This is a genomic window from Pinisolibacter sp. DMC19 (assembly GCF_056313985.1).
Genome location: NZ_JBQUZF010000002.1, coordinates 756,959 through 778,756, shown reverse-complemented (window position 1 = coordinate 778,756; position 21,798 = coordinate 756,959). Strand labels below are relative to the sequence as shown.

Genomic DNA, 21,798 nt, shown 5'->3' with positions numbered 1-21,798 from the left:
GGCGGCAGAACGGATCCGCCGCCCTCCCTCATCGCGCCCGACGGGCCTTCAGGAAGGCCTCGAGCTCGGCATCGCCGCCCTCCGGCAGGACGATGCGCGGCTTGACGTAGAGATTGCCGTGGCCGCCCGCCTTGGTCGGCAGGCCCTTGCCCTTGAGGCGCAGCTCCTTGCCCCCGGTGGTACCGGCGGGAAGATTGAGCTCGACCGCACCCGACAGCGTCGGCACGCGGATGCGGCCGCCGAGCACGGCGTCTTCGAGGCTGATCTGCGCATCGGTCTCGAGATCGTGGCCGACGCAGCGGAACTGCGGATGGCGCTCGAACACCACGGTGACGATCGCATCGCCCGCCGGCGCGCCGGGATGGCCCTGGCCCTCGAGCCGGATCTTCTGGCGGTCGGAGACGCCCTCCGGCAACGCCACGTCGAGCGTCTTGCCGGTCGGCAGGTCCACCCGGATCTTGGCGCGCTCGGCGACCTGTTCGAGGCTGATGCGGACGTCGATCTCGACGTCGTCGCCGCGGGCGCGTGCGCCGGCACCCGGACCGGCTCCGCGCGGGCCACCGCCCATGCCGCCGCCCATACCGCCCATGCCGCCGCCGAAGGGCCCGCCGCCGGCACCGGCGCTACGAGCGCGGCCGCCGAAGGCCTGGCCGAGGATGTCGGTGAGGAAGTCGTCGAACTCCGGCCCGCCGCCGTGCGCCGTCCGCCCGCCGCCGCCGCGACCGCCGAAGGGGCCGCCGCCGGCACCGAAGGGATTGCCGGTGAAGCGCGGCTTGCCCTCGGCGTCGATCTCGCCCCGGTCGAACTGGCCGCGCTTCGCCGCGTCGCCGAGGATCTCGTAGGCGGCGTTGACCTCGGCGAAGGCTTCCTTCGCCTTGGGGTCGTCGCGGTTCTGGTCGGGATGGTGCTTCTTCGCCAGCCGCCGGAATGCCTTCTTGATCTCGTCGGCATTGGCCGTCTTGCCGACGCCGAGAACGTCGTAGGGGTTGCGCATCGTCGTCTCCCGCTCTCCGGTTCCCGCATCCGCGTCTCGCGCGGTCGGCCCGTCGGAGATTGTCTTCGTCTCGTCGCATGATTTGGGGTGCGACGCGATGGATTTGAAGAGGGAATGACGGCTCGATGTGCCGCCGTCAACCGCCGACGCGTTCGAACCGCAGCACTTCCCAGCCGCCGGTGAAGCCCTGGCAGATCCGACCGGAATGCAGATCGACGCCGGAGACGGTGGTCAGCGTCGTCTCGAAGTCGCGGCAGGGGGCGCCGTTGGGCGCGCGGGCGGCATGCGAGGCGGTGACGGTGCCGGTGTGGCCGTTCGTCTCGTTCTTCCAGGCGATCGGCGCCTCGACGCCGCGTGCCACCGAAATCTCGATCGCCCGACGCACCGAATCGGCGTCGCCGTCGGGGAGGGCGGGTGCGGACGCGGCGGTCGCGGGGATCGAGCCTGTGACCTCGGCCGACGACGGCGGCGGCTCGCTCGACGACGACATCAGCGACGACAGCGGCACGACGATACCGCAGCCGCCGAGCGCGACGAGCCCTGAGACGACGACCGATGCCGTGATCGCACGGCCGATCCGCGCCGAAGCGCGTTGGCCATGACGACGAAGCTCGGTTAGGGTTGGGGACCGAAGACCGGCCAAGGGTTCCTCCGAAAGCGATGACCGACCAATTTCAGAACGATCTCCCATCGGAGTTAACGACGGGTGACTTTTCCGGCGCCGAAGAGCCGTTTCGTCTTTTCGCGCAATGGCTGAAGGACGCCGAGGCGAAGGAGCCGAACGACCCGAACGCCATGGCGCTCGCCTCGGTCGACGACACCGGCCTGCCCGACGTCCGCATGGTCCTGCTCAAGGGATTCGACGAGAAGGGCTTCGTCTTCTACACGAATTTCGAATCCAAGAAGGGCGTCGAGCTGCTCGCCTCGCGCAAGGCGGCGCTGCTCTTCCACTGGAAGACGCTGCGCCGGCAGATCCGCATCCGCGGCGCCGTCGAGATCGTCACCGACGCCGAGGCCGACGCCTATTTCGCCTCGCGCGCCCGCGCCAGCCGCATCGGCGCCTGGGCGTCGAAGCAGTCGCGTCCGCTCGAGAGCCGCTTCGCGCTGGAGAAGGCGGTGGCCGAATACGGTCTGCGCCACGCCGTCGGCGAGGTGCCGCGCCCGCCCCACTGGTCGGGCTTCCGCGTGGTGCCGCAGACGATCGAGTTCTGGCACGACCGTCCCTTCCGTCTCCACGACCGTATCGAGTTCACCCGCCCCGCGCCCGCCGCGCCCTGGGACAAGGTGCGGCTCTATCCCTGAGCCGCACGCCGATCGAACGGCCATGGGTCGCATGAGGAACGGTGGTCACAGCCACCGCTTCCACTTGAAGACGGCGAAGGTCGTGCCGACGGACGCCAGCATCAGCCCGAGCGCCATGGGATAGCCCCAGGGCAGCTCGAGTTCGGGCATGGCGTGGAAGTTCATGCCGTAGATCGAGGCGATCAGCGTCGGCGGCATGAAGACGACGGCGAGAATCGAGAAGATCTTGACGATCGTGTTCTGCTCGACGCCGACGAGGCCGAGCGTCGCCGACAACAGGAAGTTCACTCGCGCGTCGATCGACTTGACGTGTTCGGCGAGTGAGCGGGCGTCGAGCTCGAGCGTCGCCAGCCGCGCGCGGCCGTCGCGGTCGAGCCGGTCGTGGCCGTTCTCCTCGCCGAGATAGTGGAAGAGCCGCGACAGCGAGACGATGCTCGCGTCGACCCGCGCCAGCGTGGCGCCGCTGCGGCCGATCGCGGTGATCGCGTCCTCGAGCCCCTTCTCGCGTTCGAGGCGAGGGCGGAAGACGTCGTTCGACAGCCGCTCGATGTCGCCGCCGATCCGCTCCAGCGCGTCGGCGAGCCGGTCGATCACGGTCTCGAGCAGGCCGATCAGCACCGAACGGCCGTCGGCGAGCACGACCGCGCCGCGTTCGGCACGCTGGCGGAAGATCTCGAAGGAACGGGGCTTCTCGTAGCGGACGGTGACCAGCCGGTCGGCCGTCAGCACGAAGGTCACCGGCGTGACGCGCGGCGTGTCCGTGTCGGACATCAGCGGCACCAACGCCGTCATGTAGAGCACGCCGCTCTCTTCGTAGAGGCGGCTCGATTCCTCGATCTCGACCATCTCGTCGCGCGTCGGCACGGCGATGCCGAGTTCGTCCTCGACCTGCCGGTCCTCCTCTTCGGAGGGCTCGATCAGATCGTACCAGACGACACGGCCCTCCGGCGGCGGCGCGGAAGAAATCGCGGCCGTCACGAGGCGGGATTCGACGAGACCGTGGATCGTCAGCATGGCGGGACCGTGGGATGAGGAGACGAAGGCATGTCCGGATGGACGGTTGCCTTCGATATCCGTTTCCCTGCGTCGCGTCGACGTGCTTCGACGATGACCCCCGAAGGAACGATCAGCCCATCTGGCCGTCGTCGATCTTCCGGTGAGACGGCTGCAGCGCGGCCGTCACGGCGGAGATGCCGATCGGCTTGTACTGAGCGTCGAGGCTGTCGGCCTGGGGACGGACCGGAGCCTGTTGAGTGTATTGCTGGGTCTGCGGCTTCTCGTTGGACATCGTGGGACCTCGATTGCATTTCTCCCGCGTCGACACGTTCGGCTCTTCGGCCGTCGCCGCGGGTGCGGGGCGTCTTTGGTTGCGCCCTCGCTTCCTCCCGGTTGCTACCGGATTGCGGCACTTCGGTGTCTGTCGCAAGCCGGAAAATACATACTCGAATGAATTCGTCGGACCGCCCAGCGAAATCTTGCGCGATATTTGTCACGCACAACAGATTTCCCCGGAGAGACGCAAGCATGCCACACCGACATGCGTGCATGATGGTTGGGACGGGCTTGCATTTGTTGCATGACTCTACGTGAAATGCCGGTCGCGGGGTGTCGCCGGCGACGACTGCTTCGTCCTGCCGGCTCGATCCTGCCCACGGCGGCGCGTTGCCGGCCGCGGCGTGGCGTGGCACGCTGGCCCTTCCGGACGGCGCCGGTCGCGGCGCTTCCTCCGGGATCGGACCGCCTCGGGAGTGGATCCATGCGTCGTCTGGCGATCGTCGCGCTCGTACCCTGCCTCGCGGGCTTCGGCCTGACCGTGCCGGTCGAGGGCGCGTCGGAGGCCGGCGACGAGACCTTCGTCGGCACTGCCACCGGTCATTGGGACGGCGAGGGCACGGTCGCGGTCGTCACCGATCGCGGCACCCGCTGCTCGGGCAGCTTTTCTTTCGTCCTCGAAGGACCGGGCCACGGCACGGTCGACTGCTCGAACGGTCAGAGCGGCACCTTCGCCTTCCGCCTGCACGGCTTCTCCGGCCACGGCGAAGGCATACTCGGGCGCAGGCGCTTCCGCCTCCGCTTCGGCTGAGGCACGGCGAGGGTGGATCGACGAATCGAGGGAACTGGATGGGGCGACAGGATTCGAACCTGTGAATGGCGGAATCAAAATCCGCTGCCTTACCACTTGGCGACGCCCCAGGACGGCTGCCGGCCGGGCCGGCGCGTCGGGCTCCCTATAGCGATTCCCGCAACGCCCGGCAACCGACGCGGTGTGCGGCGGTCGAAATCGTCGGATCGACATTTCTGTCCACAGGGGTGCGATTGGCCCCTTGCGGCGACCGGCCGAGGTCTATATACAGCGCCTCGCGGTCACGGAGTGTAGCGCAGTCTGGTAGCGCACCTCGTTCGGGACGAGGGGGTCGCAGGTTCAAATCCTGCCACTCCGACCACCGCTCAGCCTGTTCCCGGCAGGCTCCTTCATCCGACGGACGAATTGAGAACGTGCTCCTGCGAGCGCGTCGTCGCGCGTCTGCGGCGTCGTGGCGATGCCATGACCGCGTCTCGTCCTTGGAGCCGGGCGGCAAACCGGATAGAATTCCTGCAAGTCGAAGGTGCGCGGGTCGCGCCGCCGTCGGCGAACGAGTCGAAGGCGGGGCAATCGACGGGAAGACCCGCGACCCTCGCGGCGCAGACGGCCGATCAACGGCCGCGTCGGACGGGGCGAGAGAAGCATGTGCACCGATCAACAGGGACCGGGGGTGGCGACCGCGTTCGATCCGACGCGCTGCCCGCTGTTGCAGGGCCTGAGCGTCGAGGAAGCGGACCGGATCATGGCGTCCGACCCGCGGATCAACGCCTGCCGCGCGGCGATCGAGGCGGGGCGTCCCGACACGTTGGAGCCCTGCGTCGCCAAGATGGTGCGCGCCCACGACGCCTCTCCGCGCCGGACCAGCCGCAAGCGGGTCGCCTGAACCTCAGGAAAAACGTGCCAACCGCTCGATCAACGCCTTGCGGTCGGCGCTCGCCTCGGCGTTCCAGCGCGCGACGTTGGCCATGGCATCGGCCGCCGCCTGGACGAAGATGCCCGGCGTCGTCACCATCGCGTCGATGATCGCCGCGGCGTGGCGCGGATCGGCGGTGTCGACCAGCCGTCCCGACGACCCCAGCACCTCGCGGAACACCGCCTTGTCCGGCGCCACCACCGGCAGACCGGCATGCTGTGCCTCGAGCAGCGGCAGGCCGAGGCCCTCGTCGTGCGAGGTCGACAGGAAGACGTGGGCGGAGGCGAGCAGCTCGCGCACCCGCGCCGGCTCGGCATAGCCGTGCATCACCACGCCCTCGCGACCGGCGAGCTTCTCGGCTTCGCCGCCCCAGCCGGCCCGGCCGACCAGATTGAGTCGCGCGTCCCAGCCGTGGATCCGCCTGAGCGCCTCGACGATGTCGGCGGCGGCGGCGAGGTTCTTGCGCGGCTCGATGGTGCCGAGCGCGATCAGGTCGAGCCGGCCGCCCTTCTCCGCCCGCCGCGCGTTGGCGGCCCGCGCCGAGGCCTCGGCGCCGATGGCGAAGATGTCGCGCACGTTGGGACGATAGAGCGTGATCTCGGCGTCGGGGCGGGTGAAGGCCGAAAGCTCGCCCGCCGTCGTCTGCGAGTTCACCAGGAACCACGGCAGCGTCGCCACCGCCCGGCGGAAGGCCGGCGCCATGTAGAGCGCGGCGCGTCGGTTGAGGTCCTGCGGCCGGGTCAGAAGGAAACAGTCGTGGATGTAGGGCACGACGCGGGCGCCGAAGAGGCTCGCCGGGATCGACGGCGGAAAGCCCGGTGCGAGCAGGATCGACCCCGGGTTCAGCGCCAGCCGCGCCGGAATGCCGATCTGCTGGGCGAGGATCAGCCCCAGCGTGCCCCTGGAGCGGATCGGACGGATCGCCAGCGGCGCCAGCGCCTCCGGGCCGAACAGCTCCAGCGTGATCCGCTCGAGGCCGGTGACGTGGCGTCCGAGATGCGTGTGGTCGACGTAGATCATCACGCCTCCGTCGGTACGGCACGGCGGCGTCGCGCGGCCCGCCGCAACACCGCGTCTTCGCTCGTGTCGCGCCCGAGCACCACCATGCCGTCGAAATGTGGCAGCAGCGACTTCGTCACCGCGATCTCGTCGACGGTGCGGCGATCGTCGAGATCGGTGGCGTCGGCGACGAGGAAGACATGGTCGGCGACCTCGGCCGCCTCGAAGAGAAGCGCCGCCGTCGGTTGCCGCCCGAGATGGACGATCGCCCGGTCGCCGTGGCGCCGCAGCGCCGCGAGGAAGGCGCCGAGCCCTTCGGGATGGCTCTCGCCGTCGCCCTCGATCGGCGGATCGAGCGGGCGCAGCAGCGTCGCCGACGTGTCGCCGACGCGCTCCCAGTCGGCTTCGCCGGGCAGCCCGATCGGCGCCACGGCACGTCCGCGCTCGAACAGCGCGTCGAAGGGTGCCGCCTCGAGGGCGAGGTCGACGAGGTGATTGGTCGCCGCCTCCGGCGCGCCAGAACGCGCCAGCCCGAGGCAGAGCGAGGCGGTGATCAACGTCGGTACGGTGTTGGAGAAGACGACGCAGACACCGGCGCGATCGGCCGCTCCGAGCGTGTGGGCGAGCCCGTCGAGACGGTCGAGTGCCGCCTCGTCGGCATGGCCGTCTGTCGCCTCGCAGAGCGCGCCGATGCCCTCGCCGGGGCCGTCGCCGGCACCGAGCCGGGCGATGGCGTCGAGGCCGATGGCGAAGGTCGCCTCACGGAAGCCGCCGCTCACCCGCCGGGCGCGACGTCGGGCGGGGCGGTCGGTCGTGGCGTCGTCGGTCGAGCGGGTGCGGCGGGCGGCCCGGGGGGGCTCCGTCGGTGCGTCCACCACCGGCGGAACTGGGGGGACCGCCGCGACGGCGGCCGATGGGGATGCGGGCGCCACCGGTTCGGGTTCGGCGACCGGGACGTCCTCCGCCTCGTCGGGCGCGACCTCGGCGACGACCGGCGCGATCACGGGCACGGCTTCGATCGTCGGGTTCGGCGTCGCCGATGCCGCGGCGAGCACCGACCGGCCGCGATAGAGGGCCAGCGAGATGCCGAGACCGAGACCGGCGACGCCGGCCAGCGCCAGCGCCAGCGTGGTGCGCGGCGAGAAGGGCTTCAGCGGGATCTGCGCCGGCGAGACGACGCGAGCGTCGGAGACCTGGGTGTTGCGCTGGAGGGTGGTCTCCTCCATCCGCGAGACGAAGTTCTTGTAGAGCTCGCGACGGGCATTGGCCTCGTTCTCGAGTTCCTGCATGCCGACGGTCGCCTGTGAGGCGTCGGCGAGATGGGCCTGCGCCCGTTCCAGCGCCTTGCGGGCATTGTCCTCGTTGGCGCGGGCGACCTGATAGTCGAGCGCCGCGGTGGCGGCGAGCGACTTGACCTCGTCGGCGACCTGCTGGCGGGCGCGATCGACTTCCGCCGTGGCGGCGGCGACGCGCGGGTGACGCGGGCCGAGCGTCTGCTCGAGCTCCGACTTGCGGCGCATGGCGTTGGCCGCCTCGATCTTCAGGCGCGAAATGACCGCCGAGCCGATCGAGTCGGTCTGCGACAGCACGGTCGGATCGCCACTCTTGAGGAGCTGGGCGAGCCGCTCGGAGCGCTCGCGCGCCTCCTGCGTCTTCGTCCGGGCGGCGATCAGCATCTCGTTCGACTGGCGCATCGTCTCTTCTTCGACGAGGTTGCCGCGGGTCATCGCGATGCCGTTGTTGCGCTTGTATTCCTCGACGCGGGCCTCGGCCTCGAGCATCTTGGAGCGCATCTCGTCGATCTGCCGCGACAGGAGGTCGTTGGCATGCTCGACCTGATCGACCTTGGCGCGGGCGAGCCCTTCGACGAAGGCCTGGGCGACGGCATTGGCCAGTCGCGCCGCCTTGTCCGGCGTCTTCGACGACACCGTGACGTCGATCAGATTGTTCTCCTTCGGCCGCTCGACCAGCACCCGCTCGGCGAGATTGCGCACCGCGGCGGCGACCGGATCGGCCGAGGCGCGTTCGCCGGCCGACAGGATCTCGTCGTCGTCGACGAGCTTCTCCTTGGCGACGGCGGCGGCGAGCGTGTCGTAGGACTTCACCAGCTCGAGGCGGGTCTCGACCCAGCCGAGCTCGGTGCCCTGCGTCTGGCGGGAGACGTCGTTGCCGACGATCTGCTTGTCGCGCTGTTCGAGCAGCACGCGGGCCGAGGCGCGCCAGACTTTGGGCGACAACACCGAATAGGCCATGGCCGCGCCGAGGAAGACGGCGAGGCAGAGGGCGACGATCGCCCACTGCGACCTGAGGATGCGCAGCACCATCGCCAGGTCGACCTGATCGGCTCCCTCCGCTCGTGCGGCGACGGTCGTGCCGCCGTCGTTCGTCGTCGTGCTGGTCGTCGTCCTGGACATCGTGCCCCACCCTCGACGGCCCGTTTCGGGCCGATCTCACGGGCTCGCGCGACGCCGTTCGAAACGCCGTCGAGCCCGTCTGTCAGAAGACGTGAAAGCGTTTAACGAACGATAAATCATGTTTCGAAAAGGGCCGCGGCCGGTCGCGCCGTCCCGATCGGCGTCAGAGCGGCGTCAGATCCAGTCGTCGCGACGCTCCGAAGTCTTCCGCACGGGCGAAGACGTCCATCACCTCGAGGAGACCGTTCGCCCCGGCGAGCCGGTTCCAGGTGTGGAGCCCGGAAAGCGGCGCCGGCGTGGCGAAACGGGCGAGCGTCGTCTCGGCGAAGCCTTGGCCGTCGAGCCGGTCGATCCGGGTCAGCGCCAGACCGCAGCCGTAGCCGCGCGTCGAATCCTGCACCGGCCGGAGGAGGCCGTCGGCATGGGCGATCGGCCGCCCCGCCGGCCGTGCCGTCGCCGGATCGACCACCACGGGGCCGTTGCCGACCGGCGTCCACGGTCCCTCGAGCGTCGGCGCATGCCAGATGCAGAGCGCGTCCCAGCTCGAGCACCAGCGCTCGCGCACCGTACCGAACAGGAACCAGCCGTCGACGGTCCGGACCGGCGTCGCGTCGCCGACGTCGATGTCGGCGAGCAGCACCGCTTGTTTCTCGAAACGGTGGGGCAGCTCGACCGCCCGCCACAGCTCGACGGTGCGACGCCCCGAGGTCTCCGGGATCATCCAGACCGTGCCGTCGGCCTCGAAGATCTGCGGCCAGGAGAGGTGGCAATCCTGTTCGAGGAAGGGTCGCGGCGTGCCGATCGGCCCGTCGGCGCCGATCTCGACCGCCGACAGGATGCCTTTGCCCGTCGCGTAGGGAAACTCTTCGAGGAAGAGGACATCGCGCCCGCCGACCGACCACAGGAACGGGTCGGCATAGAAGCGCGCGCCGTCGTCCGCGAGAAGATGGAAGGGCGCGTCGTCCGCCTGCGGCCGGACGGGATCGCTGCCCGGCGTCCGCCGCCGCCAGATCGTGCGCCAGTCGGCGGGCCGGCGCACCAGCCGCTCGAGTTTTCCGGCGATCCGCGCCTCGAGCGAACGCAGGAAGAGCCGCGCCGGGGCGAGCGGGGAGAGCGTCGCGTCTTGCGGATCGGCCGGGGCGATCGCGAGCGTCTCGCCGCGCGCGGCGGCGGTCACCGCCAGCGCCGCCATATGGGCGAGCCGGCCGAGGATCTGCGACACCGCGGCGAGCGTCGAGCGGTCGTCCTCGACCGCGACGCGCCAGCGCCCGACGAGGCGCGGCGCCTCGCCCACGGCGTGGCGGGTGATCTCCAGCACCGGCACGCGCTTCTCCAGTACCGCCGTCACGGCGCCGTCGAGCGGCGGCAGGCCCAGACAGGTTGCGACGAGCACCGGCGTCGTGCCGGCTGCGACGGTGGAGCCGTCGAGATCGAGGATCAGATCGGGGACCGAGCCGGCTTCGGCGAGATCGAGCGCGGCGACCCGATCGGCCGCCGTCTCGCCGAGCGACCGGCCGACGGCGCGGTCGAAGGCGAAGAGCGCCTCGAGCCCGGCCGGCACCGGGGCGGGCGCCCCATCGATGCGGCCGACGACGATGCCGCCGCGCCCCGCGAGCCGGTCCGCCACCACGGCCTGCCAACGACGCGTACCGCCTGCGGCGATGCGTAGACCCAGCCGCAAATTGTCATCGCTCGCCATGGTGGTCTATCCTCGCGCGGCTGCGTCGGGCCTCTCGTCCGGGGCGACGGTCGATCGGCAGTGTTCACGGGCTCATGTCCTATTCGAAAAGTCTCAATCTTCTGCTGACGACGCGTGCGGTCGGCGACGGCGGCGCCGAGAAGGTGTGGGTGTCGATCGCCCGGGGCTTCGCCGCGCGCGGCGACCGCGTCACTCTCGCCGTCGACGAGGCCCCGCCGCCCGGCTTCGACCTCGACGCGACGACCAATCCGCGGCTGGTGGTGCTCGGCTGCGCGCATGCGGTCTCGCTCGTCCGGCTGGTGCGTCTGGTGAGGGCCGATCCGCCCGACGTGGCGCTCGCCGCCGTCTCCGGCTCCTGCGTCAAACTCGCCGCCGCCGTGGCGATGTCGGCGCGCCCGATCCCGACCATCGTCTCCTATCACGGCTTCGAGGAGTGGCGGACCGGCCGTCTCTCGGCCTGCGCCTATTTCGGCATGCCCTTCCTCGACCGCTTCGCCGATCACATCGTCGGCGTCTCCGACGGACTGGTCGAGGATCTGATCGCCCAGTGGGGCGCCGATCCGGCGCGCACGCGGCGGATCTACAACCCCGTCGTCGTCGACTTCGCGGCGGCCCGCGCGCGCGCCGCCGATCTCGCGATGCGCCCGCCGCTGGTGCTCGCGGTCGGTCGCCTCGGCGTCGAGAAGGGGATGATCGACCTCGTCCATGCCTTCGCCCGTGTCACCCGCCCCGATGCCCGGCTGGCGATCGCCGGCGAAGGGCCGGAACGCGGCCGGCTCGAGGCGCGCATCGCCGATCTCGGCCTCTCCGATCGGGTCGAACTGCTCGGCCGGATCGATCCCGAGCCGTGGTACGGCCGCGCCCGCGTCGTCGCGGTGCCCTCGCGCACGGAAGCCTTCGGCCTGGTGCTGGTGGAAGCGCTCGCCCACGGCCTGCCGATCGTCGCCACCGCCTGCCGCGGTCCGCGCGAGATCCTCGACGAGGGGCGCTGGGGTCGGATCGTGCCGATCGGCGATGCCGATGCGATGGCCCGCGGCATCGAGGCGGCGCTCGATCTGCCCGGCGATCCGGTCGAGCGATCGGAACGCGCCGAGGTCTTCGGCTTCGACGTGGGGATGGCGGAATGGGCGCGTCTGGTCGACGCCGCGGCGGCCGGTCGGGCGTGACGCCTCAGCCGCGCGGTGGGCGTCGCGTGCCGAGGAGCAGGGCGGCGAGGTGGCTCGCCAGCCAGCCGGCATTCTCGAGATAGCGCGGCAGCAGCCGGCGCGGCTCCTGGAAGGCGCGCCATGCCCATTCCAGGCCGACGCGCTGGAAGAACTTCGGCGCCCGGGTGCGATGGCCGGCGATGAAGTCGAGCGCCGCACCGACGCCGATCCACGAACCCTTGGCCGTGGTCTCCACCGCGAAGTCGGCGAAGACCTCCTGCTTCGGAGCGCCGAGCGCCAGGAAGCAGATGCCGGCGCCCGACGCGACGATCCGACCGGCCGCCTCGGCGGCGGCGGGGCCGCGCGGGTCGAAGCCCATCGGCGGCGCTTCCGCTCCGGCGACGACGAGACCGGGGGCGAGCGTCTTCAGCCGCTCCACCGCCACCTCGAGCACATCGGGCGACGTGCCGAACAAATAGACCGCGATGCCGGCCGCGGCGGCTGCGCGGGCGAGCGGCACGACCAGATCGGCACCGGTGACGCGGTCGATCTTCACCCCCTCGGCACGCGCCAGCAGCACGACGGGGAAGCCGTCGGCCGAGACGTGGCGCGCCCGGCCGTAGGCGGTGCGGAAGGCCTCGTCGCGCCGCAGCTTGGAGAGATGATCGAGATTGATGGTGAAGACCGTGCCGGCGATGCCGCCGCGGACGTCGGCGACGACGCGCGCGACCAGGTCTTCCTGGGTCGCCACGTTGATCCGCCAGGAATCGATGTCGATCACCGTCGCCGGGCGCTCGGACGTCGATTCATACGCGCTGTGACAGGCGGCCATGATCACGAAAACGACCTCGCGGCGATCGATCGGCGACGGGCGGATCCCGTCTCCCTCGTCGACACCGGTCCCATCCATAGCGCGCCTGTGTTTTCGAAAGGTAAAACACGGATGGACCGGGACGATCCATCCGTGGCCGCCAACCGCGCGTTAACCCTGTTTCGCCACCATGGAGGACCGATCGCGGCCGACCCGGCCGCCGTCGCCGTGGCGGCAAGCCGTCGCGAGAGGGAGTTCGACGCCGTGGCGCATCCGATCGCCGAGACCATCGCAGCGGGCCGCCACGTCGGCACGTCGCGCCGCCGCGTCGCGGTGGCGGCGACCTTCGCGCTGGTGCTCGTCGTGCTGCTCGTCTCGGCCCTGCTTCTGACCGCGGTCGGCATTCCCTATGCCGTCGCCGGTGGTTCGGCGCTCGCCAAGATCCATCCGGCGACCTTCCTGTCGCTGGTCGTGGTGCTGATATGGGGCTGGGCGAACGGCGGCATCGGCCGCCTCTTCGGCCGCGTCGCGACGCGCCGTCCGGGTCTCGTCGCCTTCGGTCTGGGCATCGTGCTGTTGCTGTTCCAGGCGGCGGTGATCGTCAAGCTGCCGCTGGCGGCGACGCTCGACACCTTCCTCCTGCCGCTGATGCTCTTCGTCGCGATCGGCGAACTCGACGCGGCCGAGCGCGCCCGGCTGGAGACGCTGCTGCATCTGATCGTCGCGGCCAACTCGCTGATGGCGCTGTGGGAATATGCCGGCGGCCGGCGGCTGACGCCGATGTACGAGGCCGACGGCACGCTCATCACCTACGAATGGCGCGCCACCGCGCTCTTCGGCCATCCGCTGATCGACGCCTATGTCACCGGCAACTACATCGTAGCGCTCGCCTTCGGTGCCGCGCCGCGCCTGACGCTGCCTTGGCGTTTCGCGGCGATGGGGCTCGCTTCGCTGTCGATGATCGCCTTCGGCGGCCGCGTCGCCATGGTGTTGGCGTTGGTCATGGTCGGGCTCGCCGCGGTGATCGGCGCGGGCCGCCTGCTGATCGGCGGACGCTTCTCGATCGGTCATGCGATCTTCGCGGTCGCGGCCCTGTCGGTGGCGACGATCTTCGTGGTGATCTTCGTCGACGGCGGCGGTGCCGACCGTTTCCTCGAGCGCTTCAGCCAGGATCACGGCTCGGCCCAGACGCGCCTGTCGATGTTCCGCATCTTCGGCGATCTGACCGGCGAGCAGTTCTGGCTCTGGCCCGATCCGGAGATCATCGCCAAGGCGCAGCGCGAATATTCGATCCGCCTCGGCATCGAGAGTTCCGAGGTCGGCTTCGCCGCCGCCTACGGCATCCTCGTCTCGGCCGTCTTCTTCGCCTCGCTCGCCGCCTTCATGCGCGAAGTGGTGCGCGAGACGTCGCTCCAGGCGCTGTGGACGGTCGCCTATTTCGTCGCGGTGATGTCGTCGTCGCTCGGCGTGGCCGCCAAGAGCTCGGTTCTGGCGATGTGGGTGATCTTCACCCTCGTCCTGACACCGCGCCGCGCCGCCGACTGATCAGCGTCGCGCGATCTCGTCGAGGAAGGCGACGAGCCGGGTGTGGAGCTTTCGGCGCGGATCGCGTTGCGAGAAGTTGTGGTCGGCACCCGTGTGGATCTCGAGGCTCGCCGTGGCGGCGATGTCTTCGAGCGCCGCCTCCTTGCCGACATGGGCGGCGAACTCGTCGCGCCCGCCGTCGTCCTCGCCGAAGACGAAGAGCACCCGCGTCCGACGCGCAGCGAGCACCTTCAATTCGCGCACCGCCGGATCGGTGGTGACCAGCCGCCGGATCTTGCCGGCGATCCGCCCGAGGATGCGCCGGCCGAGTTCGCGCGCGATCGCCACGACGTGGATCTGGCCGGAGAACAGCCGCTTCCAGGTGTCGGCCCGCAGCGCCATGGCGCGATAGGCCCCGGTCGAGCGCATCTGGTTGCGCATCGCGATCTCGAGGCTGTCGCCCTCCTTCCAGACGAAGCGCTGTAGGTTGATCATCGCCACGCCGACGACGCGCGGGTCGCGGATTGCCGCGTGCCAGGCGAAATGCGCCCCCGAACAGGTGCCGATCGTCACGAAGCCGACCGGCGCCTCGCTCGCGAGCCGATCGAAGGCGGCGATCACGTCGTCGACGGCCTCCTTCGAATAGAGCACTTCGGCCGGCCCGTCGGGCATGGCGTCGCTGTCGCCGATGCCGGCCGGGTCCATCCGGAGCACGAGATGGCCGGCGGCGGCGAGGCGCCGCGCCAGTTCCACCGCGCCGCGCCCCCAACCGACGTGCGACACCCGCCCGGCGTCGAGTATCACCACCGCCGGCCGTGCGCCCACGTCGCGTTTCGGCCGGGAGAGGATACCGAAGAGCCGGCCGTCGCGGCCGAAGCACAACGGTTCCTCGACCCAGGTCTCGTCTTCGAGTCGCGGCGCCTCGTCGAGCGGCGCGGGCAGGGCGGCGCGCGGTTCCCCGGCGCCGGAAAGGACATGGGCGACGATCGCCTCCCAACGCGCCACGGGAATGCGGCTGCGCGTCGGGTTCTCGATCAGATTGTCGAGTTCGGGGAAGGGGTGTTCCTCGACCGCGGCACCGAGGTCGCGCAGCCGCATGGCGAGCGCGTCGCAGGCGGCGTCGTTCTCGCGGGCGAGAATCATCACGCGCGGGGCCGGCCGTGCCTCCGCCTTGCGCAGGTCGATCGCCCGGATCGTTTCGGCGGTCTCCTCGGACACGAAGAAGCCGTTGAGCGCATGGCCGCCGATCTCGTCGGCATCCGGCGGATCGTCGTCGCCGCGCACCCGCAGCATGCGGGCGAAGCTCTGTTGCTCGCGCATCAGGAGACGGCCGGAGACGACCGGGCCACACGCGACGAGGAGGGCGACGTCGTCGCGCATCGTGGCGACACGGGCGGCGATCGTCGCGCCGAGACGCAGGCCGACGAGGGCGACCTCGTCGACACAGGCCTCCTCCTTCAGCCGTTCGATTGCCGCGACGAGGCTCGCCTCCCAGGCGGCGAGGCGGTCGGGATCGCGGTCGTCGCCGAGCCCGTCGCCGGTGCCGGCCCAGTCGAAACGCAGGGTCGGCAGGCCGGCATCGGCGAGGCGTTCGGCGAGGTCGCGCCAGGCGCGGTGGGCGGCGACACCCTCGAAGCCGAGGGCGGAACACAGCACGACGCCGCGCGGGCGGGTACCCGCATGGATCCAGCCGAAGCAACCGTCGAACACGATCGGACGTCGATCCGCCAAGCCGTTCCCCCTGTTCGCGAACTTTCTCGAGGCGAAAGGCTAGCCGCGATCGGTGAAGGATCCGTTGCCCGCTCTGGACCAAGACGGGCGGAGCCTGCATCATCGCGCGCGAACAGGGGGGCGAGGGCGCCGCATGCCGTTTTCATCGACCCTCGGGCGTCTCGTCCGGGTCTTCGCCGCGAGCGTGCTCGCCGCACTCCTCGCCGCCCCGCTCGCGGCGGCCGAGGCGCCCGCCTTCCGGCGCGGCATCAACTTCGAACTCTGGCAGACCTGGACCGGCCGCGACGCCTTCCTCGCGCCGGGCTACGACCGCGCGAACTTCCCCGACTGGTCGAAGGCGGTCCCCGACGATCGCCTCGTCGCTCTGCGCCGCCAGGGATTCGACTTCGTCCGCCTCAACGTCGATCCCTCGCCCTTCTTCTGGGACGACCTCGAGACCGAACTGCTCCTCGACGGTGTGCTGCGGGCGACGAAGCGGCTGCTGGCCGCCGACTTCCGGGTGATCGTCGATCTCCATCTGGTGCCGGAGACGAACGACAGGCCGCAGGGCCTGCACTGGGTGCTCGGCACCGGCGGCATGCGGGCGGGCGAGGGCTTCTCCCGCCATCTCGGGCTGGTGCGCACCGTCGCCAACCGGCTGAAGACCCTGCCGGGCGACCGTGTCGCCCTCGAACTCCTGAACGAGCCCGATCAGGACTGGAACTCGCACCTCGCCCTGACCGACCGTTGGCCGGGCCAGCTCGTGGCTCTGTACGGTGCCGCCCGCCGCGTCGCCCCCGATCTGGCGCTGGTGCTCTCGGGCGCCCGCGGCGGCGGCGTCGAGGGGCTGCTCAGGCTCGATCCGTCGCGCTTCGCCGGCGACGAGCGGGTGATCTGGAGCGTCCACGCCTACGAGCCGATGGCGCTGACCCATGCCGGTCTGCCGTGGGAGACCGGGCCGGCGCATTTCCTGCCCGGCATGCCCTTCCCGGCGGCCAAGATCGACGCCGCCGCCCGCACGGCGATCCTCACCGACGCGAAGGCGCGCATCGACGCCGAGATCGCCGACCCGCAGGCCCGCGCGGCGATGGAGACCGCGGTCGCCGCCCATCTCGACAAATACGTCGCCTCCGGCGCGAGCGCCGCGACGATCGAGGCGGAGTTCGCCAAGGTCGCGGACTGGGCGAAGGTCCACGGCATCCCGCCGCGCCGCGTGCTGCTCGGCGAATTCGGCGGCTACGGTCCCGGCATGGCGCCGGGCGTGCGCGCCGAAGTCGTCGGCATCGCTCGCCGGGCGGCGGAGAAGGCCGGTTTCGCCTGGGCGATCTACACAGCCGAATTGACCCGAGCGAATCATTCCTTCGGCATCGTCGACGACCCCGCGACGCTGCGCGTCGAAGCCGGCATGGCGCGAGCGTTGGGCTTGAAGTGACGCAACGGAATATTTTTGCGCGAGGGAGTGTGCGACAACCAATTCGCAATACCCTCGGACGATGATCGACCCCGCGTGCGATGCCACACCGGGGGAGGTCTTTCGCGCCGGTCATTGGTTCCGCTGCCGTCGCCGGACGGCCGCTCGGGAGATCGCATTGTCCATCGTTCGCTCGCTCGTCGGCTATGCGCCTGCCGTGGTCCTGCCGCGGATCGTGTCGCTGGTCCTCGTCCTGATCCTGACGCGTCTGATCTCCAAGGAGGAGTACGGCCTCTTCGTCCTGGTGATGACGGTGGCGGAGGCGATCGACGGCACGATCAGCAACTGGGTCCGGCTGGCACTCGCCCGCTTCGCCTCCGGTCGTCCGGAGGCCTTCGGCCACGAGGCCGTCCGCAGCTTCTGGATCTACGTCGCCACGCTGGTTCCCGCCTTCGCCCTCGCCGCGATCACCGGCATCGTCATGCGCGACGACGCCGACGAGGCGATCTTCGTCGTCGCGGTGGTGCTCTATCTGGCGGCGACCGGCGTCATGCGCTTTCCCTCGACGCTGATGTCGGTCCAGAACGATCGCAACGGCATCGTCGCCATGGAGGCGATCCGCGCCCTCGGCCTGCTCGTCGTCGGCATCGCGGCGGCCTGGATCTGGCCGTCCTTCTTCACCCAGACGCTGGTCTACGTGGCGATCACCGCGGTGGTCGGCCTGTGGGGCGCGCGCCGCGCCTTCGCCCGGCTCGACCTCCACGCCGGTGCGCTGGAGCCGCTGAAGTCCTATCTCGCATACGGCCTGCCGATCATCCCGGCGGCGATCGTCGCGGCGGTCGCCAATTCCTCCGACCGGATTTTCCTCGATCAGGCGGTCGGTGCCGAGGCGGTGGCGGTCTATGCTGCCGGCGTGATGCTGGCGCGCCAGCCGCTCGACTTTCTCTTCAGCCTGGTCGGCGTGCGCACCTTCCCGCTGCTGATGGAGGCCTACGAGCGCGACGGCGACGCCGCCGCCCGTGGCCGCATGTCGGAACTGGTCTCCGGCGTCTCCTTCATCGCCCTGCCGGCCGCCGTCGGCATCGTCATGGTGGCCGATCCGATGAGCCGCCTGCTGCTGTCGCCCGACTATGCCGCCGCCGCGGTTCGGGTGCTGCCGCCGGCGGTGCTGGCCGCCGTCTTCATCGGCTACAAGACCTTCGTTCTCGAGCAGGTCTATCACATGAAGAAGCGCACCGGCCTCGGCGGGCTGGTGACGCTGCCGGCCGCCCTCGTCGGCCTCGCCGCCATGGCGGTGCTGGTGCCGACCTGGGGCGTGTGGGGCTGCGCGATCGCCTATCTGATCCAGAACTTCGCGCTCTTCGCGGTGAACTTCGTCGTCGCCCGCCGTCTGATGGCCTTCGCCATCCCGTGGAACGATCTCGCCCGCACCGCCGCCGCGACGCTCGCCATGGCGGCCGTGTTGGCTCTCGCCGCTCGGCCGCTGTCGCTGCTGCCGTTGCCGCTCGAACTGGTCGGCTCGATCGTTCTCGGCGTCGTCGTCTTCGGCTCCGTCGCCTGGGTGGTGCGTCCGGCACCGCTCGACGAGCTCCTGCCGACCCGCTTCCGCCGCCCGCGTTGAGCCGCACCCGCGTCGTTCGCATCGCGCACGAACACCTCGCCGCCCACGGCCGAAGGCGGTCGCGCACGCTCATGTGACGACAGGATTGCGCCTCGCATGTTAGAGGCGAGGTTCGACCGTCGGCGAGGGGCCTGCGGGGACGGAGAGATCCATGGCCGAAGCGGCTTCCGCGCCCGCTCCCCGCCACGGCGGACTGGCCGCGCTCGGCCACCGCGACTTCCGCCTCTTCATGGCGGCCCGTTTCCTCAGCGGGCTGGCGATCCAGGCCTACAACGTCGGTCTCGGCTGGCACGTCTGGGACGTCACCCGCTCGGCGCTGGCGCTCGGTCTGGTCGGGCTCGCGGTCTTCGTGCCCAATCTCGTCTTCGCGCTGGCGAGCGGCGAGGTCGCCGATCGCTTCGACCGCCGCCTCGTCTCTTCGATCGCCTTCGCCACGATGGGAACGGCGGCGCTCGGCGTGCTCGTCTGCGTCGTCCTCGACGTCCGCTCGGCGACGCCGATCTATGCCTTCGCCGCCCTGCTCGGCACCGCGCGCGCCTTCGGCAATCCCTCGACGCAGGCGCTCCTGCCGACGCTGGTGCCGCGCGAGCTCTTCGCCAATGCGGTGGCGCTCGGGTCGTCGGCCTGGCAGGTCTCCACCATCGCGGGCCCGGCGCTCGGCGGCATCCTCTATGCGATCGGCCCGGAGGCCGCCTTCGGCTCGGCGGTCGCCGCCTTCGCCGTCGCCTCCGCCTCGATCTTCCGCGTGACGCCGCGCCCGCGGGCCGTGCCGCCGGAGAAACCGTCGCTCGACCGGCTGTTCGCCGGCATCCGCTTCATCCGCTCGCGCCCGGCGATCTTCGGGGCGATCTCGCTCGATCTCTTCGCCGTGCTGCTCGGCGGGGCGACGGCGCTCCTGCCGATCTATGCCCGCGAGATCCTGGCGACCGGCCCCTGGGGCCTCGGCCTCTTGCGCTCCGCGCCGGCGCTGGGGGCGGCGGCGACCGCGATCTTCCTCGCCCACCGGCCACTGCGTCGGCGCTCCGGCATCACCATGTTCACCGCCATCGCGGTCTTCGGGCTGGCCACCATCGGCTTCGGCCTGTCGACCGCGCTGGCGCCGGCGGTCGGCTTCCTGACGGTGCTCGGCGCCTCCGACATGGTGTCGGTCTTCGTGCGCCAGACCCTGGTACAACACGACACGCCCGACGAAATGCGTGGTCGCGTTTCGGCGGTGAATTCGGTCTTCATCGGGGCCTCCAACGAACTCGGCGAGTTCGAGTCGGGGTTGCTCGCCGCGTTTCTCGGGCCGGTCGGCGCGGTGGTGGTCGGCGGCGTCGGCACGCTTCTCGTCGCCGGTCTCTGGGCCGGGCTCTTCCCCGAGCTGCGCCGGCGCGACAAACTCGCCGAATGAACGACGAAACCGAGGGCACGTGATGGGTGGAATCGGCATGATGGAATGGGCGGAATTGGCGGGCGTGCTGCTCGGCGCCGGTGCCCTCTCCGGCCTGCTCGCCGGCCTCTTCGGGGTCGGCGGCGGCGCCGTCATGGTGCCGGTGCTCTATCAGCTCTTCGGCGTCGTCGGCGTGCCCGAGGAGCTGAAGATGCAGCTGGCGGTCGGCACCTCGCTCGCCGTCATCGTGCCGACCTCGATCCGCTCCTTCCTCGCCCACCGCGCCCGCGGTGCCGTCGACGAGGCGCTGCTGCGCGCCTGGGTGCTGCCGATCGTCGGCGGCGTGGTGATCGGCTCGTGGCTCGCCTCCTTCGCCCCGCCGGCGGTCTTCAAGCTGGTCTTCGTCCTCGTCGCCTGGGTGACGGCGGCGAAGCTCGGCTTCGGCAAGGCCTCGTGGAAGCTCGCCGACGACGTGCCCGGGGAGCCGTGGCGTGCCGTGATCGGCGTCGTCACCGGCGTGCTCTCGGCGCTGATGGGCATCGGCGGCGGTTCGATCGTCAATCTGGTGATGAGCTTCTGCAACCGGCCGATCCTCCAGTCGGTCGCCACCGCCTCGGGCGTCGGCGTGCTGATCTCGATCCCCGGCGCGATCGGCTTCATGGCGGCGGGCTGGTCGCGCGCCGCCCTGCTGCCGCCGCTGTCGATCGGCTTCGTCAGCCTGATCGGCGCGGCGCTGATCATGCCGACCAGCATCTTCGTCGCACCCGTCGGCGCGCGTCTCGCCCACCGGCTCGACAAGCGCACGCTCGAGATCGCCTTCGCGCTGTTCCTGGGCGTGATGGGGCTGCGCTTCGTCGTCTCGCTCGTCTGAGAGGTCCCGCATGGCCGACACGCCGCTCGTCTTCGACCGCAGCTTCGATCCGCGTCACGGCGAGGCGGTGCGCCTGTCGCCGCTCGTCCGCCGCGTGGTGGCGAAGAACCCGGGTCCCTTCACCTTCCACGGCACCAACACCTTCCTCGTCGGCGAGGACGAGGTGGCGGTGATCGATCCCGGTCCCGACGATCCGGCCCATGTCGCGGCGATCCTGGCGGCTGTCGGCAAGGCCCGCATCGGGGCGGTCTTCGTCACCCACACCCATCGCGACCATTCCCCGGCCGCCGCCGCGCTGAAGGCGGCGACCGGCGCGACGGTCTTCGGCGAAGGCCCGCATCGCCCGGCCCGTCCGCTCGACATCGGCGAGATCAACCCGCTCGATGCCTCCTCGCAGACCGATTTCATGCCCGACGTGACGCTTACCGACGGCGCCGTCGTCACGGGCGCCGGCTGGACGCTCGAGGCGGTGGCGACGCCCGGCCACACGGCGAACCATCTTTGCTTCGCGCTCGTCGAGGAGGCGGCGCTCTTCACCGGCGATCACGTCATGGCGTGGTCGACCACCATCGTCGCTCCGCCCGACGGCGCCATGGCCGACTTCATGGCCTCGCTGCGCCGGCTGATGGCGCGCGACGACCGCGTGCTCCATCCCGGCCACGGGGCCTCGATCGAGGATCCGCTGCCGTTCCTGCGCGGGCTCGAGGCGCATCGGCTCGGGCGCGAGGCGTCGCTTCTCGCCGAACTCGGCGACGGCGAGAAGACGATTCCGGAAATGGTCGCGACGATCTATGCCGCGGTCGATCGCAGCCTGCACGGCGCGGCGGCGCTGTCGCTGCTCGCCCATGCCGAGGATCTGGCGGCGCGCGGCGTCATCGCCGCGGTCGACGGACCGGTGCGGCTCGCCGCGCGGCTGAAGCGGATCTGAC

The 21,798-nt window shown here is 70.7% G+C and carries 20 protein-coding genes and 2 tRNA genes; 12 read left to right on the top strand and 10 right to left on the bottom strand.

Annotation, left to right across the window (positions count from 1 at the left end):
- Positions 1–28 precede the first annotated feature (28 nt).
- Complete coding sequence (locus tag ACT53U_RS08065) at positions 29–994, bottom strand: DnaJ C-terminal domain-containing protein (RefSeq protein WP_476153940.1); 966 nt, start codon at positions 992–994, stop codon at positions 29–31.
- 136 nt (positions 995–1,130) lie between these two features.
- Positions 1,131–1,484, bottom strand: a complete 354-nt coding sequence (locus ACT53U_RS08060; RefSeq protein WP_476154017.1) for an RT0821/Lpp0805 family surface protein — start codon at positions 1,482–1,484, stop codon at positions 1,131–1,133.
- Between ACT53U_RS08060 and ACT53U_RS08055 the strand changes: the two genes are divergently transcribed.
- Both ACT53U_RS08055 and pdxH read left to right on the top strand, forming a co-directional pair.
- Positions 1,441–1,596, top strand: coding sequence for a hypothetical protein (locus ACT53U_RS08055; RefSeq protein WP_476154021.1), 156 nt, complete (start codon positions 1,441–1,443; stop codon positions 1,594–1,596). The genes ACT53U_RS08060 and ACT53U_RS08055 overlap by 44 nt on opposite strands.
- Positions 1,597–1,654: 58 nt before the next feature.
- Positions 1,655–2,296 (top strand): pyridoxamine 5'-phosphate oxidase, encoded by a 642-nt coding sequence (pdxH, locus tag ACT53U_RS08050; protein ID WP_476153938.1) that lies wholly within the window; start codon positions 1,655–1,657, stop codon positions 2,294–2,296.
- A 45-nt stretch (positions 2,297–2,341) separates the two neighbouring features.
- Here the strand turns inward: pdxH and ACT53U_RS08045 are convergent, their stop codons facing one another.
- Together ACT53U_RS08045 and ACT53U_RS08040 are read right to left on the bottom strand one after the other, a co-directional pair.
- Positions 2,342–3,310: a magnesium transporter CorA family protein gene (locus ACT53U_RS08045; RefSeq protein ID WP_476153936.1), complete on the bottom strand. Its 969-nt coding sequence runs from the start codon at positions 3,308–3,310 to the stop codon at positions 2,342–2,344.
- Between the two features lie 112 nt (positions 3,311–3,422).
- Positions 3,423–3,584, bottom strand: a complete 162-nt coding sequence (locus ACT53U_RS08040) for a hypothetical protein (protein ID WP_476153934.1) — start codon at positions 3,582–3,584, stop codon at positions 3,423–3,425.
- A 468-nt stretch (positions 3,585–4,052) separates the two neighbouring features.
- Here ACT53U_RS08040 and ACT53U_RS08035 point away from each other — a divergent pair, with 468 nt between their 5' ends.
- Positions 4,053–4,379, top strand: coding sequence for a hypothetical protein (locus tag ACT53U_RS08035; protein ID WP_476153932.1), 327 nt, complete (start codon positions 4,053–4,055; stop codon positions 4,377–4,379).
- Between the two features lie 35 nt (positions 4,380–4,414).
- On the opposite strand, the gene ACT53U_RS08030 is transcribed toward ACT53U_RS08035, so the two are convergent.
- Positions 4,415–4,489, bottom strand: a tRNA-Gln gene (locus tag ACT53U_RS08030).
- A 174-nt stretch (positions 4,490–4,663) separates the two neighbouring features.
- Between ACT53U_RS08030 and ACT53U_RS08025 the strand changes: the two genes are divergently transcribed.
- Together ACT53U_RS08025 and ACT53U_RS08020 are read left to right on the top strand one after the other, a co-directional pair.
- Positions 4,664–4,740 (top strand) — tRNA-Pro (locus tag ACT53U_RS08025).
- A gap of 282 nt (positions 4,741–5,022) precedes the next feature.
- Entirely contained in the window at positions 5,023–5,262 is a 240-nt protein-coding gene (locus tag ACT53U_RS08020) for a hypothetical protein (protein WP_476153930.1), read from the top strand.
- A gap of 3 nt (positions 5,263–5,265) precedes the next feature.
- Here ACT53U_RS08020 and ACT53U_RS08015 read toward each other — a convergent pair whose 3' ends face one another.
- From ACT53U_RS08015 to ACT53U_RS08005, 3 genes are all read right to left on the bottom strand, one after another.
- Positions 5,266–6,312: a glycosyltransferase gene (locus tag ACT53U_RS08015; RefSeq protein WP_476153928.1), complete on the bottom strand. Its 1,047-nt coding sequence runs from the start codon at positions 6,310–6,312 to the stop codon at positions 5,266–5,268.
- Positions 6,312–8,705: a GumC family protein gene (locus ACT53U_RS08010; RefSeq protein ID WP_476153927.1), complete on the bottom strand. Its 2,394-nt coding sequence runs from the start codon at positions 8,703–8,705 to the stop codon at positions 6,312–6,314. Before ACT53U_RS08010 ends, ACT53U_RS08015 begins: the two co-directional genes overlap by 1 nt.
- Before the next feature lie 163 nt (positions 8,706–8,868).
- Positions 8,869–10,404, bottom strand: a complete 1,536-nt coding sequence (locus ACT53U_RS08005) for a glucosamine inositolphosphorylceramide transferase family protein (RefSeq protein WP_476153925.1) — start codon at positions 10,402–10,404, stop codon at positions 8,869–8,871.
- A 74-nt stretch (positions 10,405–10,478) separates the two neighbouring features.
- On the opposite strand from ACT53U_RS08005, the gene ACT53U_RS08000 reads away from it, so the two are divergent.
- Entirely contained in the window at positions 10,479–11,570 is a 1,092-nt protein-coding gene (locus ACT53U_RS08000; protein WP_476153923.1) for a glycosyltransferase, read from the top strand.
- A 4-nt stretch (positions 11,571–11,574) separates the two neighbouring features.
- On the opposite strand, the gene ACT53U_RS07995 is transcribed toward ACT53U_RS08000, so the two are convergent.
- A complete protein-coding gene (locus ACT53U_RS07995) occupies positions 11,575–12,330 on the bottom strand; it encodes a WecB/TagA/CpsF family glycosyltransferase (RefSeq protein WP_476153921.1) in 756 nt (251 codons plus the stop codon).
- 294 nt (positions 12,331–12,624) lie between these two features.
- Between ACT53U_RS07995 and ACT53U_RS07990 the strand changes: the two genes are divergently transcribed.
- The gene (locus tag ACT53U_RS07990; protein WP_476153919.1) at positions 12,625–13,905 is read left to right on the top strand and encodes a VpsF family polysaccharide biosynthesis protein; all 1,281 of its coding nucleotides are present in this window, start codon (positions 12,625–12,627) and stop codon (positions 13,903–13,905) included.
- Here the strand turns inward: ACT53U_RS07990 and ACT53U_RS07985 are convergent, their stop codons facing one another.
- The gene (locus tag ACT53U_RS07985; RefSeq protein ID WP_476153918.1) at positions 13,906–15,594 is read right to left on the bottom strand and encodes a serine aminopeptidase domain-containing protein; all 1,689 of its coding nucleotides are present in this window, start codon (positions 15,592–15,594) and stop codon (positions 13,906–13,908) included.
- Positions 15,595–15,748: 154 nt separating this feature from the next.
- Here ACT53U_RS07985 and ACT53U_RS07980 point away from each other — a divergent pair, with 154 nt between their 5' ends.
- The 5 genes from ACT53U_RS07980 to ACT53U_RS07960 all read left to right on the top strand — a co-directional run bounded on the left by ACT53U_RS07980 (position 15,749) and on the right by ACT53U_RS07960 (position 21,797).
- Positions 15,749–17,026 (top strand): glycoside hydrolase family 5 protein, encoded by a 1,278-nt coding sequence (locus ACT53U_RS07980; protein WP_476153916.1) that lies wholly within the window; start codon positions 15,749–15,751, stop codon positions 17,024–17,026.
- A 157-nt stretch (positions 17,027–17,183) separates the two neighbouring features.
- Positions 17,184–18,626 carry a lipopolysaccharide biosynthesis protein gene (locus ACT53U_RS07975; RefSeq protein ID WP_476153914.1) on the top strand — a complete coding sequence of 481 codons (1,443 nt, stop codon included), beginning with the start codon at positions 17,184–17,186 and terminating at the stop codon, positions 18,624–18,626.
- Positions 18,627–18,777: 151 nt separating this feature from the next.
- Positions 18,778–20,019, top strand: a complete 1,242-nt coding sequence (locus ACT53U_RS07970) for an MFS transporter (protein ID WP_476153912.1) — start codon at positions 18,778–18,780, stop codon at positions 20,017–20,019.
- Positions 20,020–20,038: 19 nt separating this feature from the next.
- The gene (locus ACT53U_RS07965; protein ID WP_476153910.1) at positions 20,039–20,869 is read left to right on the top strand and encodes a sulfite exporter TauE/SafE family protein; all 831 of its coding nucleotides are present in this window, start codon (positions 20,039–20,041) and stop codon (positions 20,867–20,869) included.
- A 10-nt stretch (positions 20,870–20,879) separates the two neighbouring features.
- Positions 20,880–21,797 (top strand): MBL fold metallo-hydrolase, encoded by a 918-nt coding sequence (locus ACT53U_RS07960; RefSeq protein ID WP_476153908.1) that lies wholly within the window; start codon positions 20,880–20,882, stop codon positions 21,795–21,797.
- Position 21,798: the final 1 nt, after the last annotated feature.